The organism is Streptomyces sp. NPDC002577 (genome assembly GCF_053594815.1).
The window spans coordinates 254311-267305 of the sequence record NZ_JBSFWK010000003.1; the positions used below are offsets into that span (position 1 = coordinate 254311).

At 72.5% G+C, this 12995-nt stretch carries 10 protein-coding genes and 2 pseudogenes; 8 read left to right on the top strand and 4 right to left on the bottom strand.

Annotation, left to right across the window (positions count from 1 at the left end):
* The first annotated feature begins 14 nt into the window (after positions 1–14).
* From pheS to ACWD4J_RS06805, 5 genes are all read left to right on the top strand, one after another.
* A complete protein-coding gene (gene pheS, locus ACWD4J_RS06785) occupies positions 15–1136 on the top strand; it encodes a phenylalanine--tRNA ligase subunit alpha (RefSeq protein WP_451394228.1) in 1122 nt (373 codons plus the stop codon).
* Positions 1136–3649, top strand: coding sequence for a phenylalanine--tRNA ligase subunit beta (gene pheT / locus ACWD4J_RS06790; protein WP_451394229.1), 2514 nt, complete (start codon positions 1136–1138; stop codon positions 3647–3649). The genes pheS and pheT overlap by 1 nt, the downstream gene beginning before the upstream one ends.
* A 279-nt stretch (positions 3650–3928) precedes the next feature.
* Positions 3929–5266: a PP2C family protein-serine/threonine phosphatase gene (locus tag ACWD4J_RS06795; protein WP_451394230.1), complete on the top strand. Its 1338-nt coding sequence runs from the start codon at positions 3929–3931 to the stop codon at positions 5264–5266.
* A gap of 459 nt (positions 5267–5725) precedes the next feature.
* Entirely contained in the window at positions 5726–7066 is a 1341-nt protein-coding gene (locus tag ACWD4J_RS06800) for a transcriptional regulator (protein WP_451394231.1), read from the top strand.
* A 109-nt stretch (positions 7067–7175) separates the two neighbouring features.
* Positions 7176–7742, top strand: a complete 567-nt coding sequence (locus tag ACWD4J_RS06805; protein ID WP_451394232.1) for an NUDIX hydrolase — start codon at positions 7176–7178, stop codon at positions 7740–7742.
* Here the strand turns inward: ACWD4J_RS06805 and ACWD4J_RS06810 are convergent.
* Together ACWD4J_RS06810 and ACWD4J_RS06815 are read right to left on the bottom strand one after the other, a co-directional pair.
* The gene (locus ACWD4J_RS06810; RefSeq protein WP_451394233.1) at positions 7739–7996 is read right to left on the bottom strand and encodes a hypothetical protein; all 258 of its coding nucleotides are present in this window, start codon (positions 7994–7996) and stop codon (positions 7739–7741) included. The genes ACWD4J_RS06805 and ACWD4J_RS06810 overlap by 4 nt on opposite strands.
* Before the next feature lie 219 nt (positions 7997–8215).
* Entirely contained in the window at positions 8216–9076 is an 861-nt protein-coding gene (locus ACWD4J_RS06815) for a 3-hydroxybutyryl-CoA dehydrogenase (protein WP_451394234.1), read from the bottom strand.
* Positions 9077–9284: 208 nt separating this feature from the next.
* Here ACWD4J_RS06815 and ACWD4J_RS06820 point away from each other — a divergent pair, with 208 nt between their 5' ends.
* Complete coding sequence (locus ACWD4J_RS06820; RefSeq protein WP_451394235.1) at positions 9285–10541, top strand: glycoside hydrolase family 10 protein; 1257 nt, start codon at positions 9285–9287, stop codon at positions 10539–10541.
* A 33-nt stretch (positions 10542–10574) separates the two neighbouring features.
* Here the strand turns inward: ACWD4J_RS06820 and ACWD4J_RS06825 are convergent, their stop codons facing one another.
* Together ACWD4J_RS06825 and ACWD4J_RS06830 are read right to left on the bottom strand one after the other, a co-directional pair.
* Positions 10575–10772 (bottom strand): DUF1918 domain-containing protein, encoded by a 198-nt coding sequence (locus ACWD4J_RS06825; protein ID WP_451394236.1) that lies wholly within the window; start codon positions 10770–10772, stop codon positions 10575–10577.
* 112 nt (positions 10773–10884) lie between these two features.
* A pseudogene (locus ACWD4J_RS06830) lies at positions 10885–11403 on the bottom strand (DMT family transporter); the annotation flags it as partial.
* On the opposite strand from ACWD4J_RS06830, the pseudogene ACWD4J_RS06835 reads away from it, so the two are divergent.
* Both ACWD4J_RS06835 and ACWD4J_RS06840 read left to right on the top strand, forming a co-directional pair.
* A pseudogene (locus tag ACWD4J_RS06835) lies at positions 11386–12281 on the top strand (aminotransferase-like domain-containing protein); the annotation flags it as partial. The pseudogenes ACWD4J_RS06830 and ACWD4J_RS06835 overlap by 18 nt on opposite strands.
* 99 nt (positions 12282–12380) lie before the next feature.
* The gene (locus ACWD4J_RS06840; RefSeq protein ID WP_451394237.1) at positions 12381–12971 is read left to right on the top strand and encodes a histidine phosphatase family protein; all 591 of its coding nucleotides are present in this window, start codon (positions 12381–12383) and stop codon (positions 12969–12971) included.
* Positions 12972–12995: the final 24 nt, after the last annotated feature.

The window sequence follows — 12995 nt, forward strand, 5'->3', positions numbered from 1 at the left end:
AAGCACGGGAAGAGATGTCGGCACCGAACAAGTCGTACGACCCAGTCGAGGTCGAGGCACTGAAACCGGAAGAGATCGAGCGCATGCGGGACGAGGCGCTCGCCGCCCTCGCGGCCGCCGGCGACCTCGAGCAGCTCCAGGAGGCGAAGGTCGCCCACACCGGCGGCACGTCCCCGCTGTCCCTCGCCAACCGCGAGATCGGCGCGCTTCCGCCGCACGCCAAGGCCGACGCCGGCAAGCGCGTCGGGCAGGCCCGCGGCGCCGTCAGCAAGGCGCTCGCCGCCCGCCAGGTCGAGCTCGAGGCCGAGCGCGACGCGCGCGTGCTGGTCGAGGAGGCCGTGGACGTCACGCTGCCCCACGACCGCACGCCCGCGGGCGCGCGTCACCCGCTGACCACGCTCTCCGAGCGCATCGAGGACATCTTCGTGGCCATGGGTTACGAGGTCGCCGAGGGCCCGCAGGTCGAGGCCGAGTGGTTCAACTTCGACGCGCTGAACATCGGCCCGGACCACCCTGCGCGCGGCGAGGCGGACACGTTCTTCGTCCAGGGTCCTGACGGCGGCACCGAGTCCGGCGTCGTGCTGCGCACCCACACGTCGCCCGTGCAGATCCGCTCCCTGCTCGACCGCGAGCTGCCGGTCTACGTGATCTGCCCCGGCCGCGTCTACCGCACCGACGAACTGGACGCCACGCACACCCCCGTCTTCCACCAGGTCGAGCTGCTCGCCATCGACGAGGGCCTGACCATGGCCGACCTCAAGGGGACGCTGGACCACATGGTCCAGTCGCTGTTCGGCGAGGGCATGAAGACCCGGCTGCGGCCGAACTTCTTCCCGTTCACCGAGCCGTCCGCCGAGATGGACATGCTCTGCTACGTCTGCAAGGGCGAGTCCGTCGGCAACCCCGACCGGCCCTGCCGCACCTGCTCCAGCGAGGGCTGGATCGAGCTCGGCGGCTGCGGCATGGTCAACCCGCGGGTGCTGGTCGCCTGCGGCGTCGACCCGGAGAAGTACAGCGGCTTCGCCTTCGGGTTCGGCATCGAGCGGATGCTGATGTTCCGCCACAACGTCGAAGACATGCGAGACATGGTCGAGGGTGACGTCCGGTTCACCCGGCCGTTCGGGATGGAGATCTGATGCGGGTCCCGCTTTCTTGGCTGCGGGAGTACGTCGACCTGCCGGCGACTGAGACCGGGCGCGACGTCCAGGCCAAGCTCATTGCGGCCGGTCTCGAGGTCGAGACCGTCGAGCAGCTCGGCGACGGCCTCAAGGGGCCGCTCGCCGTCGGCCAGGTGCTGACCATCGAGGAGCTGGAGGGCTTCAAGAAGCCGATCCGCTTCTGCACCGTCGACGTCGGCCAGGCCAACGGCACGGGCGAGCCCCAGGAGATCGTCTGCGGCGCCCGCAACTTCTCCGTCGGCGACAAGGTCGTCGTGGTCCTGCCGGGCGCCGTGCTGCCCGGCGGCTTCGCGATCTCCGCCCGCAAGACCTACGGCAAGACCTCGCACGGCATGATCTGCTCCAGCGACGAGCTGGGCATGGGCGACGACGGCTCCAAGGGCATCATCGTCCTGCCGCCGGAGACCGAGATCGGCAAGGACGCCATCGAGCTGCTCGAGCTGGTCGACGAGGTCCTCGACATCGCCGTCACGCCGGACCGCGGCTACTGCCTCTCGCTGCGCGGCGTCGCTCGCGAGGCCGCCATCGCCTACGGCATTCCGCTGCGCGACCCGGCGCTGCTCGACGTCCCGGGCCCCAACGCGTTCGGCTACCCGGTGCAGGTCTCCGACCCCACCGGCTGCGACCGTTTCACCGCCCGCACCGTCACGGGCCTCGCCCCGGAGGCGCGCTCCCCGATCTGGCTGCAGCGGCGCCTGCAGAAGGTCGGCATGCGCCCGATCTCGCTCGCCGTCGACGTCACCAACTACGTGATGATGGAGCTCGGCCAGCCCCTGCATGCGTACGACCGCTCGCTCGTCCAGGGCACGATCGGCGTGCGCCGGGCCGAGCCGGGCGAGAAGCTCACCACCCTCGACGGCGTCGTGCGCACGCTCGACGCCGAAGACCTGGTGATCATCGACGAGCGCGGGCCGATCGGCCTCGCCGGTGTCATGGGCGGCGCCAACACCGAGATCGCCGACCACGACGACACCGAGAACTCGACGACCGACGTGGTCATCGAGGCCGCGCACTTCGACGCCGTCTCCATCGCCCGTACGGCCCGCCGCCACAAGCTGTCGTCGGAGGCGTCCCGTCGCTTCGAGCGCGGCGTCGACCCGCTCGCCGCGGCCGCCGCCGCCCAGCGCACCGTCGACCTGCTGGTGCTGCTCGCGGGCGGCACCGCCGAAGCCGGTGTCACCGAGGTCGTCGCGCCGTCCGCGCCGCGCACGATTGCCATCCCGGCGAACCACCCGGACAAGGTCGCGGGCGTCGACTACGGCCGTGAGACCGTCGTGCGCCGCCTGCAGGAGATCGGCTGCGACGTGTACGGGCAGGACGAGCTGATCGTCACCGTCCCGTCCTGGCGGCCCGACCTCACCGACCCGAACGACCTGGCCGAAGAGGTCATCCGCCTGGAGGGCTACGAGAACCTGCCCTCCACGCTGCCCAAGCCCCCGTCGGGCCGCGGCCTGACCCACCGGCAGCGCCTGCACCGCCGCGTCGGCCGGGCCCTGGCCGGGGCCGGCTACGTCGAGGCGCCGAACTACCCGTTCATCAGCGAGCAGATCTTCGACCAGCTCGGCCTCGACGCCGACGACCCGAACCGCCGTGTCGTCAAGCTGACCAACCCGCTCAACGACGAGGAGCCCGCGCTCCGTACGTCGCTGCTGCCGGGCCTGCTCGCCGCCCTGCGCCGCAACGACGGCCGGGGCGCGCACGACCTCGCGCTGTTCGAGACCGGTCTGGTGTTCCACCCGCGCGAGGAGCAGCGTGTCGCCGCCGCTCTGCCCGTCGACCGGCGTCCGACCGACGAGGAGCTCGCGGAGCTGAACGCCGCGCTGCCCGAGCAGCCGCGCCACGTCGCCGTCGTCCTCGCGGGCGCCCGCGAGCAGGCCGGCTGGTGGGGCCAGGGCCGCCCGGCGGACTGGGCCGACGCGGTCGAGGCCGCCCGGACGGTGGCCCGCGAGACGGGCGCCGAGCTGATCGTGCGCCAGGGCCAGTACGGTCCGTGGCACCCGGGCCGGTGCGCCGAGCTGGCGATCACCGTCGACGGCGCCGAGCGGATCGTCGGCCACGCGGGCGAGCTGCACCCGCGCGTCGTCAAGGCCCTGGGCCTGCCCGCGCGCGCCTGCGCGATGGAGCTCGACCTGGACGCCCTGGAGCAGGCGGGCGACGGCACCCCGCAGGCGCCGGGCATCTCCACCTTCCCGGTCGCCACCCAGGACGTCGCTCTGGTCGTCGACACGTCCGTCCCCGCGGCGGAGGTCGAGGCCGTGCTGCGCGAGGGCGCGGGTGAACTCCTCGAGTCCATCCGGCTGTTCGACGTCTTCACCGGCGAGCAGATCGGCGAGGGCAAGAAGTCCCTGGCATACGCGCTGCGCTTCCGCGCCGCCGACCGCACGCTGACCGTCGAGGAGGCCTCGGCGGCCCGTGACGCGGCTGTCGCGCTGGCGGCCGAGCGCACCGGGGCGGTGCTGCGCGGGGCGTAGGCACTGCGCACGTGGGCAGTGCCACGTGCATAGTCCCTGGTGAGGGGCGTATCCAGAGACTGGATGCGCCCCTCACTCATTCGGGTGGGAAGTCGGGGCGAGGAGCCTCGGTCCCGGCAGCCGGTCGAAAGAATCTGTCCGGCCGCGGAGACGGCCTGCTCGCTGCTGCGCTCTTCCCAGGCGATCCCCGGGCCGAGCGGAGGGGCATGCCGCCTCCGGGGCACGGCAGTTCATCGTGAGGCAGACCGCGGGAACAAGGTCCTAGACCCAGGGGGCGCCATGATCCGTGTCAAGGCCGGAGCTCCCTCCGCGGCAGGGTCCCCGGCGGCCCCCTGGGCCACGGGCCGCGCCCGCCTGACGCCCGGCCGTTCGCACTGGATCCGCCGGGCCCTCACGCTCGGGCTGCCGATGACATGGGGCGCCCTCGCCATCCTGTACAAACTCACCTGCCCGCTCGCCCAGCAGAGCGGCCTCGGGGCGCGGATCGTCTCCAGCGCCGTCTTCTTCACCATTGGCATCACGCTGATAGCGCACGTACGCCGCACACTGCTGCGCGAGTTGCGCCAGGCCCGCAAGGTGGCGGGCGCCGCGCAGAACGTACTGCTGCGTCCCCTGCCGCCGCGTATCGACGGCCTCGCCCTCGCGGCCGGCCGGCTCTGCGCGGACCGCGGTGCCATGGTCGGCGGCGACCTGTACGAGGTGATGGCGACCGAGCACGGAGTGCGGGTCGTCATGGGCGACGTACGAGGACACGGCCTCGGCGCGATCGGGACCGTCGCCGCGCTGCTCGGCAGCTTCCGCGAGGCGGCGCACGACGAGCCCGAACTCGCCTCCGTGATGCGCCGGCTGGAACGTGCGATGGCCCGGCACCTGTGTGAGCGGGCGCGGGCCGAGCACCCCTCGTCCGGGCCCGCCGCCGCCCCGGGCTTCGGCACCCCCGGCGCGATGGAACCCGACGGCCCGGCCGCGGAGGAGTTCGCCACCGTACTGCTCCTGGAGATCCGCCGGGACGGCGAGATCGTCGCCCTCAACTGCGGCCATCCATGGCCGTACGTGCTGCGCGGCGGGGACCAGGAGACGGCCGCGTCGAACGGCTCCCCGGAGCCCGGTGCAGGCGCGGGCGGCCGGGTGGAGCCTGTCGTCGGTGGGGAGCCGATGCCGCCGCTCGGGCCGTTTCCGCTGCCGGACGAGCTGCCCTTGCAGCGGTGTGGACGGCTGCTGCCGGGCGAGATGCTGTTTCTGCACACCGACGGCGTGGAGGACGCGCGTGACGCGGCCGGCACGTTCTTCCCCCTGCGGACCGTGCTCACCGAAGCGGTGGCGGGGCAGGTCTCGCCGCAGGCCGTGATCGGTTCGGTGTACACGCGGTTGCTGCAGCACTCCCGCGGGGGACCGGCCGACGACGCGGCGTTTCTGGTGGTGTGCAACGAGCGCGGTCGGGCGCCGAAGCATCCGGTCCCGGGCCGGCCGGCCTCGGGCGGGCCGGCTCCCGAGGCAGGCTGTTCCGGCGAGCAGGCTTCCTGTGCCTGTGCGCCCGCTTCCCAGGAACGCCCGTCACGCACGCCCAGGCCCGGCCTCACTGCCGGGAGCCGCGCCCCCGCGCGGCCCGCCAGGTGAGACGCGTGTAACGCTCCGCCGCCGTCGGCCTGCCGGTCGCGGGGCCGTGTCCGCGCATCACGCGGAGCGGGCTCTTTGACACGGCGCGCGCCGTCCGCCCTGCCGCGGAGTGTCGGGCAGTCGGCACGGGCGGACGGCGCGAAGGCGGGCCGCCGCACTGTACGAGGGGGAGCCGGCGGCCCGGCCGGCCTCTTTCGAGGCATTCCAGTCAAGCGAGTCGAAAGTGGCCGGAACAGGGTGCACACCACCCCGGACGCGGGCACTCCGTTCACACCCCGTGTGAAGTCCGCAGGGCCCAGTCCGCACTCCTTCAGGGTCACGAGGGGCGTCAGCGCGCTAACCTGCCGTGCAAGACGGACGCCCTGCTGTCGGGCTGGGGCCCGGGCCCCGCGGCGCCGCCGGTGACGGGCTCTCCGGGCAGACGCAGCGCTGTCGGCACCGAGCCACCGGAGGGCATCGATGCAGCCCAACACCCTGCTCGACGCGATTCTCGACGAGGCCGGCATCTCCCATGCGGGGCTCGCCGCCCACGTCAACCAGGCCGGCAAGGCGCGCGGCGTCGCCCTCAGATACGAACACACCGCGGTCGCCCGCTGGCTGAAGGGCCAGCGGCCGCGCGGCCAGGTGCCCGACCTGATCTGCGAGGTCCTCGCCGCCCGGCTGCGGCGCCCCGTCACCCTCGACGACATCGGACTCGGCGTACCGGGCAGACCGGCCGTGGTGAGCGGCAGCACGCTCTCCGGGTTCGTCGACCGGGCCACGGCCCTGTGGCGCTCCGACGAACAGCAGCGGTCGCACATCCTCGGCGCGCCCGCCGTCACCGGCACGCCCGCGGTCATGCCCGTATGGGAATGGGAGAACCCGCCCGAGGACGTCGACGTCTCGCGCGGCGGCCTGCACCCGGTCAGCACGGCCGACATCGACATGCTGCGCGCTGCCCGGGCGCACTACGAGCAGCTGTACCGCAAGGCGGGCGGCGTCGCGACCCGCGCCCGTATCGTCGGCTTCCTCAACGCCGAGGCCGCGCCGCTGCTGCGCGGCAGGTACACCGACGCCACCGGGCGCCAACTGCACCGTGCGACAGGCGGGTTGGTGGCCATCGCGGGCATCTGCGCCTACGACTCGGACGCGCACGGCCTCGCCCAGCGCTACTTCCACCAGGCCCTGCGGTTGGCCAAGGCGAGCGGGGACCGGGGGCTCGGCGCCTATGTGATCGCCCTGCTCGTCAACCAGTCGCTGTTCATGCGCGAGTACCGCCAGGCCGTGGCCTTCGCGGAGGCCGCGCTGCGCGCGGCTGGCCGGCACATCACCCCGGCGCTCGCCTCCGACCTCTACGCGATGCAGGCCAAGGCGTACGCCCACCTCGGCGACGGCAACAGCGCACTGGCCTGCATCCGGCGTGCCGAATCGGCGGCCGAACGCATCCACCGCGGCCACGAGCCGGACGAGACCGGCTACGTCCAGCCGGGCCTGGTCAACGTACAGGTGGCGGAGGCGCTCCTCAGCCTCGGCGACATCGCGGCGGCGTGGCAGCACGCGGCGGCCGCGGTGGAGAACCCCGCCCACGACCGGGGCCGGGTCCACCGGCTGGCCATGCTGAGCCACATCGAACTGCGCCGGGGCAACGCCGACCGGGCGGCTGCCACAGCGGTGGAAATGGCCGAACGAGCCAGGGGAATGGAGTCCCAGCGGCTGCGCGACAGACTCCGCGCGGTACGCGCACAACTGGTGAGCAGCGGCTGCGCGAGCACCGCCGAAGCGGCCGAACTCATCGACGGCGCACTGCGCGTACCGCTCTAGACACCGTCCCACCGGCGCGCGTACCGCTCCTGGAAAGGGCCCACCGGCCCTGCTGTGCGCACGCTCCTGCTGCGATATTGCCATCTACTCGGTGGAAGGTGGCAGAACCGTGCAGTGGACGAAACAGAGCGAACAGACTGTCTATGAAAACCGCTGGTTCAGCGTCAATCTCGCGGATGTCGAGCTGCCGGACGGCCGGCACCTCGACCACTTCCTGATCCGGCTGCGGCCCGTGGCCGTGGCCACCGTCGTCAACGAGGCCAACGAGGTTCTTTTACTGTGGCGGCACCGCTTCATCACCGACAGCTGGGGTTGGGAACTCGCCGCGGGCGTCGTCGAGGACGGCGAGGACATCGCCCACGCGGCCGCCCGCGAACTCGAGGAGGAGACAGGGTGGCGGCCCGGCCCGCTGCGGCACCTGATGAGCGTGGAGCCCTCCAACGGGCTCACCGACGCCGTGCACCACATCTACTGGGCCGACGAGGGCGCGTACACCGGACATCCCGTGGACGCCTTCGAGTCGGACCGGCGTGAGTGGGTCCCGCTCAAACTCGTCCCCGACATGGTCGCCCGCGGCGAGGTCCCGGCCGCCAACATGGCGGCGGCGCTGATGCTCCTGCACCACCTCAGGCTCGGCCACGACGGTTCACCGCATGTGCCCGAGGGCCGGTCCTAGTGGCCGAGGGCCTGCCAGACCGCCACCGCCACTGCTCCGACCGTGGCGAGGGCGGCGACGGCGGGCAGGGGCCAGCGGGCGTGTTCGAGGGCGGCGATCCGGGCGGTCAGGTCGTCCAGATCCTTGACGCTCTGTTCGTCGCGCTGCGTGAGCAACGCCAGTCCGCCGTCGACGCGGGCCAGGCCCACCTCGAGGCAGCGGCGTAACTCCGCGAGTTCCTCCGGGACCACGGGATGCTCGGGGTCGGTGGTCACGTGTGCGCTCCTTTCCGTAGTCGGCACATCCCTTGCAAGCGCACGGAAAGTCAACCCGCCTGGTGTATGCGGCGGGAGAGTGTGCGAGGGGCATATGCGGGCCCGGTGCGCACACGGTGTGTGAACGGTTCGGGCCCGGCGCTCAGGAGAGCACCGGGCCCGAATCAGCTACAAAGAGTGAGCGTCACACCCTGTTGCGACGTCAGGGGTACGCGGGGGTCAGCCGTACGTGTAGAAGCCCGACCCCGTCTTGCGGCCCAGCCGGCCCGCGTCGACCATCCGCTGCAGCAGCGGGGGAGCGGCGTACAGCGGCTCCTTGTACTCCTCGTACATCGAGTCGGCCACCGAGGCCACGGTGTCCAGGCCGATCAGGTCGGACAGCTTCAGCGGACCCATGGGGTGGGCGCAGCCCAGCTCCATGCCGTTGTCGATGTCCTCGCGGCTGGCGATCCCCGACTCGAACATCCGGATCGCGGAGAGCAGATACGGGATGAGCAGGGCGTTGACCACGAAGCCCGAGCGGTCCTGGGCGCGGATGGCGTGCTTGCCCAGCACCTTCTCGACCAGCAGCTGCGCCCGGCCGAGGGTGCCCTCGGAGGTGGTGAGCGCGGGGATCAGCTCTACCAGCTTCTGCACGGGTGCCGGGTTGAAGAAGTGGATGCCGATGACATGGTCGGGCCGCGAGGTCGCGACGGCCAGCTTGACCAGCGGGATCGACGAGGTGTTGGACGCGAGGATGGCGTCCTGGCGGGTCACCACCTGGTCGAGCACCTGGAAGATCTCCGTCTTCACCTGCTCGTTCTCGACGACCGCCTCGATCACCAGGTCCCGGTCGGCGAACTCGCCGAGGTCGGTGGTGAAGCTCAGCCGCGCCTGAGTGGCGTCCCGCTCCTCCTCGGTGATCTTGCCGCGCTCGGCCGCCTTCGAGAGCGAGGTGTACAGCCGGGTGCGGCCGATCTCGAGGGCCTCGCCCGTGGTCTCCGCGACCTTGACGTCCAGCCCGGCGCGGGCGCACACCTCGGCGATGCCCGCCCCCATCTGGCCGCAGCCCACCACACCGACGCGTGCAATATCCCCCATAGGGTCCGTCACCTTGTGCCTTTCGCTCATCTTCGGGCGGCAGCGCCTCCATACTGTGGGGCCTGCCTCGGCCATGCACGTTACTCCGGAACCGCCGCTGCCCGGCGGGGCGGGGTCGGGCCCCGGGCCGGGTGGACCTGGAGGTACCTCCCAGGCCCTTGAGGCACTGGGGGAGGCACGGCCGACACATTGCACGGAGGGCGGGCAGATGCGACGTATGACACGCAGGGGATTCACGGCCGGTGCCGCGGCGGCTCTCACGGGCCTGGCGAGCGCGTCGGACGCCGCGGGGACGGCGGCGGCACCGGGCGGCGGCCCCGGCTCCTCCGTGCAGGCGTCCACGGAGATGCGGGGCATGTGGCTGGCGACGGTCTCGAACCGCGACTGGCCCTCGCGCCCCGGCCTCAGCGCCGCCCAGCAGCGTACCGAGCTGCTGAAGCATCTCGACACGGCGGTGAGCCGCCGGCTCAACACCGTGATCCTCCAGGTGCGGCCCACTGCGGACGCGTTCTGGCCGTCGCCGTACGAGCCCTGGTCCGCGTCCCTGACCGGGGTCCAGGGGCGGCACCCCGGCTGGGACCCGCTCGGCACCGCCGTCACGGAGGCGCACCGGCGCGGCCTGGAGCTGCACGCCTGGTTCAACCCTTACCGGGTGGCGAACCACGCGGATCTGACGCGCCTGTCCCCGAGGCATCCCGCGCGGCAGAACCCGGGCTGGGTCGTGAAGTACGGCGGGAAGCTGATGTACAACCCGGGGCTGCCCGAGGTCCGGGACTTCGTGCAGACCGCCATGCTCGACGCCGTACGCCGCTACCCCGTCGACGCCGTGCACTGGGACGACTACTTCTACCCCTATCCGGTGGCCGGTCAGGTCTTCGACGACGCCGCGGCCTACCGGCGCTACGGCGCGGGCTTTCCGAACCGTGCGGCGTGGCGGCGCGACAACACCGACCGGCTGGTCCGCGGTATGGCGGCGCGGATCAAGCAGGTCCGGCCGGGCGTCCGCTTCGGCATCAGCCCGTTCGGGGTGTGGCGCAACCGCAGCACCGACCGGCTCGGGTCGGACACCCAGGCCGGCGTGCAGACCTACGACGATCTGCACGCGGACACCCGAAAATGGGTGCGCAACGGCTGGATCGACTACATCTGCCCACAGCTGTACTGGCACATCGGCTTCGCCGCCGCGGACTACACCGAGCTCGTGCCGTGGTGGGCCTCGGTGGTCCGCGGAACGGGCGTGCGGCTGTACGTGGGGGAGGCGCTGTACAGGGCCGGGGACCCGGCGCAGCCCGCGGCGTGGCAGAACCCGGACGAACTCTCCCGGCACGTGACCTTCGCCAACGGCTTCCGCGAGGTGGGCGGGCATGTGTTCTTCGCGGCCAAGGATGTGGCCACGGACAGGATCGGCGCCATGGCGCGCGTCGTCCGCGACCACTACCCCCTGCGGGCCCGTGCGCCGCGCTGAGCCACCGCCCCGGGTCCTGCGCAGTGCCGAGGGCTACTGCTGTGTCGATTCCTTGTGCTGTACGACGGAGTCGGGGCCCGGCGACATCACGGCCTCGTGCCCGTCCTCGAACTTGACGCGGTAAGGCGGGTTGCCGTCCGCGCCCAGTACTTCGACAATCTCCGCGACTTTGTCGTGCTGCCCGACGATCCTGCCGTGCACCACCAGATGGTCGCCCTGAGTTGCGCGCATCGGAGTGACCTCCTCGTCCCGTCGGGGAGCGCCCTCGGCCGGCCCGTCGAAAGCAGGGCGGTCTGTCGGGAGTCCCGTCCGGGGCCAGCGTTCCGTGGCGTGTCCGTGCTCGTCAGTCTACGTCCGGGTGCCGTGCTTGGACCTGTCGGGCGGGCGCCCTTTGGGTGACGGCGATGCACACCAGCACGGCGACGGCCGTGAGCGGGGCGGCAGGCGTGAGCCGCTCGCCGAGCAGGAACACCGACCAGAAAAGAGTGAGCAGCGGCTGCGCGAGCTGCAGCTGGCTGGCCTTGGGGATGCCGATCGCGGCCATACCCCGGTACCAGACCACCAGGCCCAGGAACTGCGATCCGGCCGCCACCCACAGCACTCCTGCCACGCTGTGCGCCGTGAGATGGACGGGCTCGTACGCGAGCGCGGCCAGCGCGCCGGGCACGGCAAGCGGCAGGCACAGGATCAGCGCCCAGCCGACGACCTGCCAGCCGGGCATCACGCGGGCCAGCCGGCCGCCCTCGGTGTAGCCGGCGGCACAGATCAGCAGGGCACCGAAGAGATACATATCAGCGGTGGTGAGCGCGCCGCCGCTCTGCTGCACGGTGAACGCGATCACCGCGGCGGCGCCCGCCAGCTGACCACCGCGCTGCGGGCGCTCGCCCCACCCGGCGCGCCGGTCCTCGTGGAGTCGCCCACCTACCCCGGCATGCTGGCCATCGCCCGCGCGGCCGGACTGCGCCCGGTGCCGGTCCCGGTGGACTCCGGCGGCGTCAAGCCGCGACTGCTCGCCGAGGCCTTCCGGGCCACGGGCGCCCGCGTGTTCGTCTGCCAGCCGCTGTTCCAGAATCCGACCGGCGCGGTGCTCGCCCCCGAGCGGCGCGGCGAGGTACTGCGGATCGCCCGGGAAGCGGGCGCGTTCGTCGTCGAGGACGACTTCGCACGCCGCCTCGTCCACGAGGACGCGGGACCGCTTCCCCGGCCGCTGGCCGCCGACGATCCGGACGGCGTCGTCGTGCACGTCTGTTCGCTGACCAAGGCCACCTCGCCGAGCTTCCGCGTCAGCGCCCTCGCCGCCCGGGGCCCGGTCCTGGAGCGGCTGCGCGCCATCCAGGTCGTCGACACGTTCTTCGTGCCGGGCCCGATGCAGGAGGCGGCGCTGGAGCTCGTCGGCTCGCCCGCGTGGCCGCGCCACCTTCGGTCCGTGGCCGCCGAACTGAAGAACCGCCGCGACACGATGACGGCGAGCTGCGCCTGCACCTGCCCGAACTCGCCCTGCCGCACATCCCGTCCGGCGGCTACCACCTGTGGCTCCGCCTGCCCGACGGCACGGACGAATCCGTCCTGGTGGCGGGCGCCCTCCGCGCGGGCGTCGCCGTGACCCCCGGCCGCCCCTACTTCTGCGCCGAACCCCCCGCCGCCCACCTGCGGTTGAGCTTCGCGGGCGTCGCGGGGACGGCGGAGATCACGGAGGGGGTGCGCAGGCTGCGACGCGCCTGTGACGAGGTCCTCCAGTGAGGCGCAGGGGCGCACGAACGGCCGGGGTGGCAGGAGTGCCGGGGCGTGCGCGGAACGTGAGGCCTTGACCTGGGGAATCCGGCCCACCACGATCACCGCATGCAGGTTCGGCTCACGCTCATCGCTGCCGCACGCAGTTCCCCGCTGCTCGCGGAGCGTTTCGACGACGACCGGCCGCTCGACCGGGAGGGCTGGTACGAGGTGCAGCTCGCCGCCCCCGCCCTGATGCCGCTCGCGGCTGCCGAGCTGCGCTACTGCTCGCCCACTCCGCGCAGCCGGACCACGGGCGACGTCCTCGGCCTGACGCCACTGGCCCAGCCCGCCCTGCGCGATTGCGACATGGGCCGATGGCGCGGCCGCACCCTCTCCGAGGTGACGGCCCGGGAACCGGCAGCGGTCGACGCATGGCTCGCCGACCCGCGCTCCACACCGCACGGCGGCGAGTCCCTGCTCGCGTTCATCTCCCGCGTCGGCCGCTGGCTGGACACCCGGCCCGCGGACGACGGCAGCAGGATCGTCGTGGTGGCCGAGCCCGCGGTCGTCCGCGCGGCCCTCGTCTACGCGTTGAAGGCGCCCCCGTCGACGTACTGGAACATCGACGTCCGGCCGCTGTCGACGGTCACGCTCACCGGCCGCGCCGGGCGGTGGAACCTGCGACTGGACCGGGACCGGGAGAACGGCCGGGCCTGAACGCGACGGCGGGCCGGTGGACGC

Bases quoted from the DNA above. Each gene is read 5' to 3' on its own strand.
- pheS (WP_451394228.1), top strand. From the start codon at position 15: ATGTCGGCACCGAACAAGTCGTACGACCCAGTCGAGGTCGAGGCACTG.
- pheT (WP_451394229.1), top strand. From the start codon at position 1,136: ATGCGGGTCCCGCTTTCTTGGCTGCGGGAGTACGTCGACCTGCCGGCG.
- ACWD4J_RS06795 (WP_451394230.1), top strand. From the start codon at position 3,929: ATGATCCGTGTCAAGGCCGGAGCTCCCTCCGCGGCAGGGTCCCCGGCG.
- ACWD4J_RS06800 (WP_451394231.1), top strand. From the start codon at position 5,726: ATGCAGCCCAACACCCTGCTCGACGCGATTCTCGACGAGGCCGGCATC.
- ACWD4J_RS06815 (WP_451394234.1), bottom strand. From the start codon at position 9,076: ATGGGGGATATTGCACGCGTCGGTGTGGTGGGCTGCGGCCAGATGGGG.
- ACWD4J_RS06820 (WP_451394235.1), top strand. From the start codon at position 9,285: ATGCGACGTATGACACGCAGGGGATTCACGGCCGGTGCCGCGGCGGCT.
- ACWD4J_RS06825 (WP_451394236.1), bottom strand. From the start codon at position 10,772: ATGCGCGCAACTCAGGGCGACCATCTGGTGGTGCACGGCAGGATCGTC.
- ACWD4J_RS06840 (WP_451394237.1), top strand. From the start codon at position 12,381: ATGCAGGTTCGGCTCACGCTCATCGCTGCCGCACGCAGTTCCCCGCTG.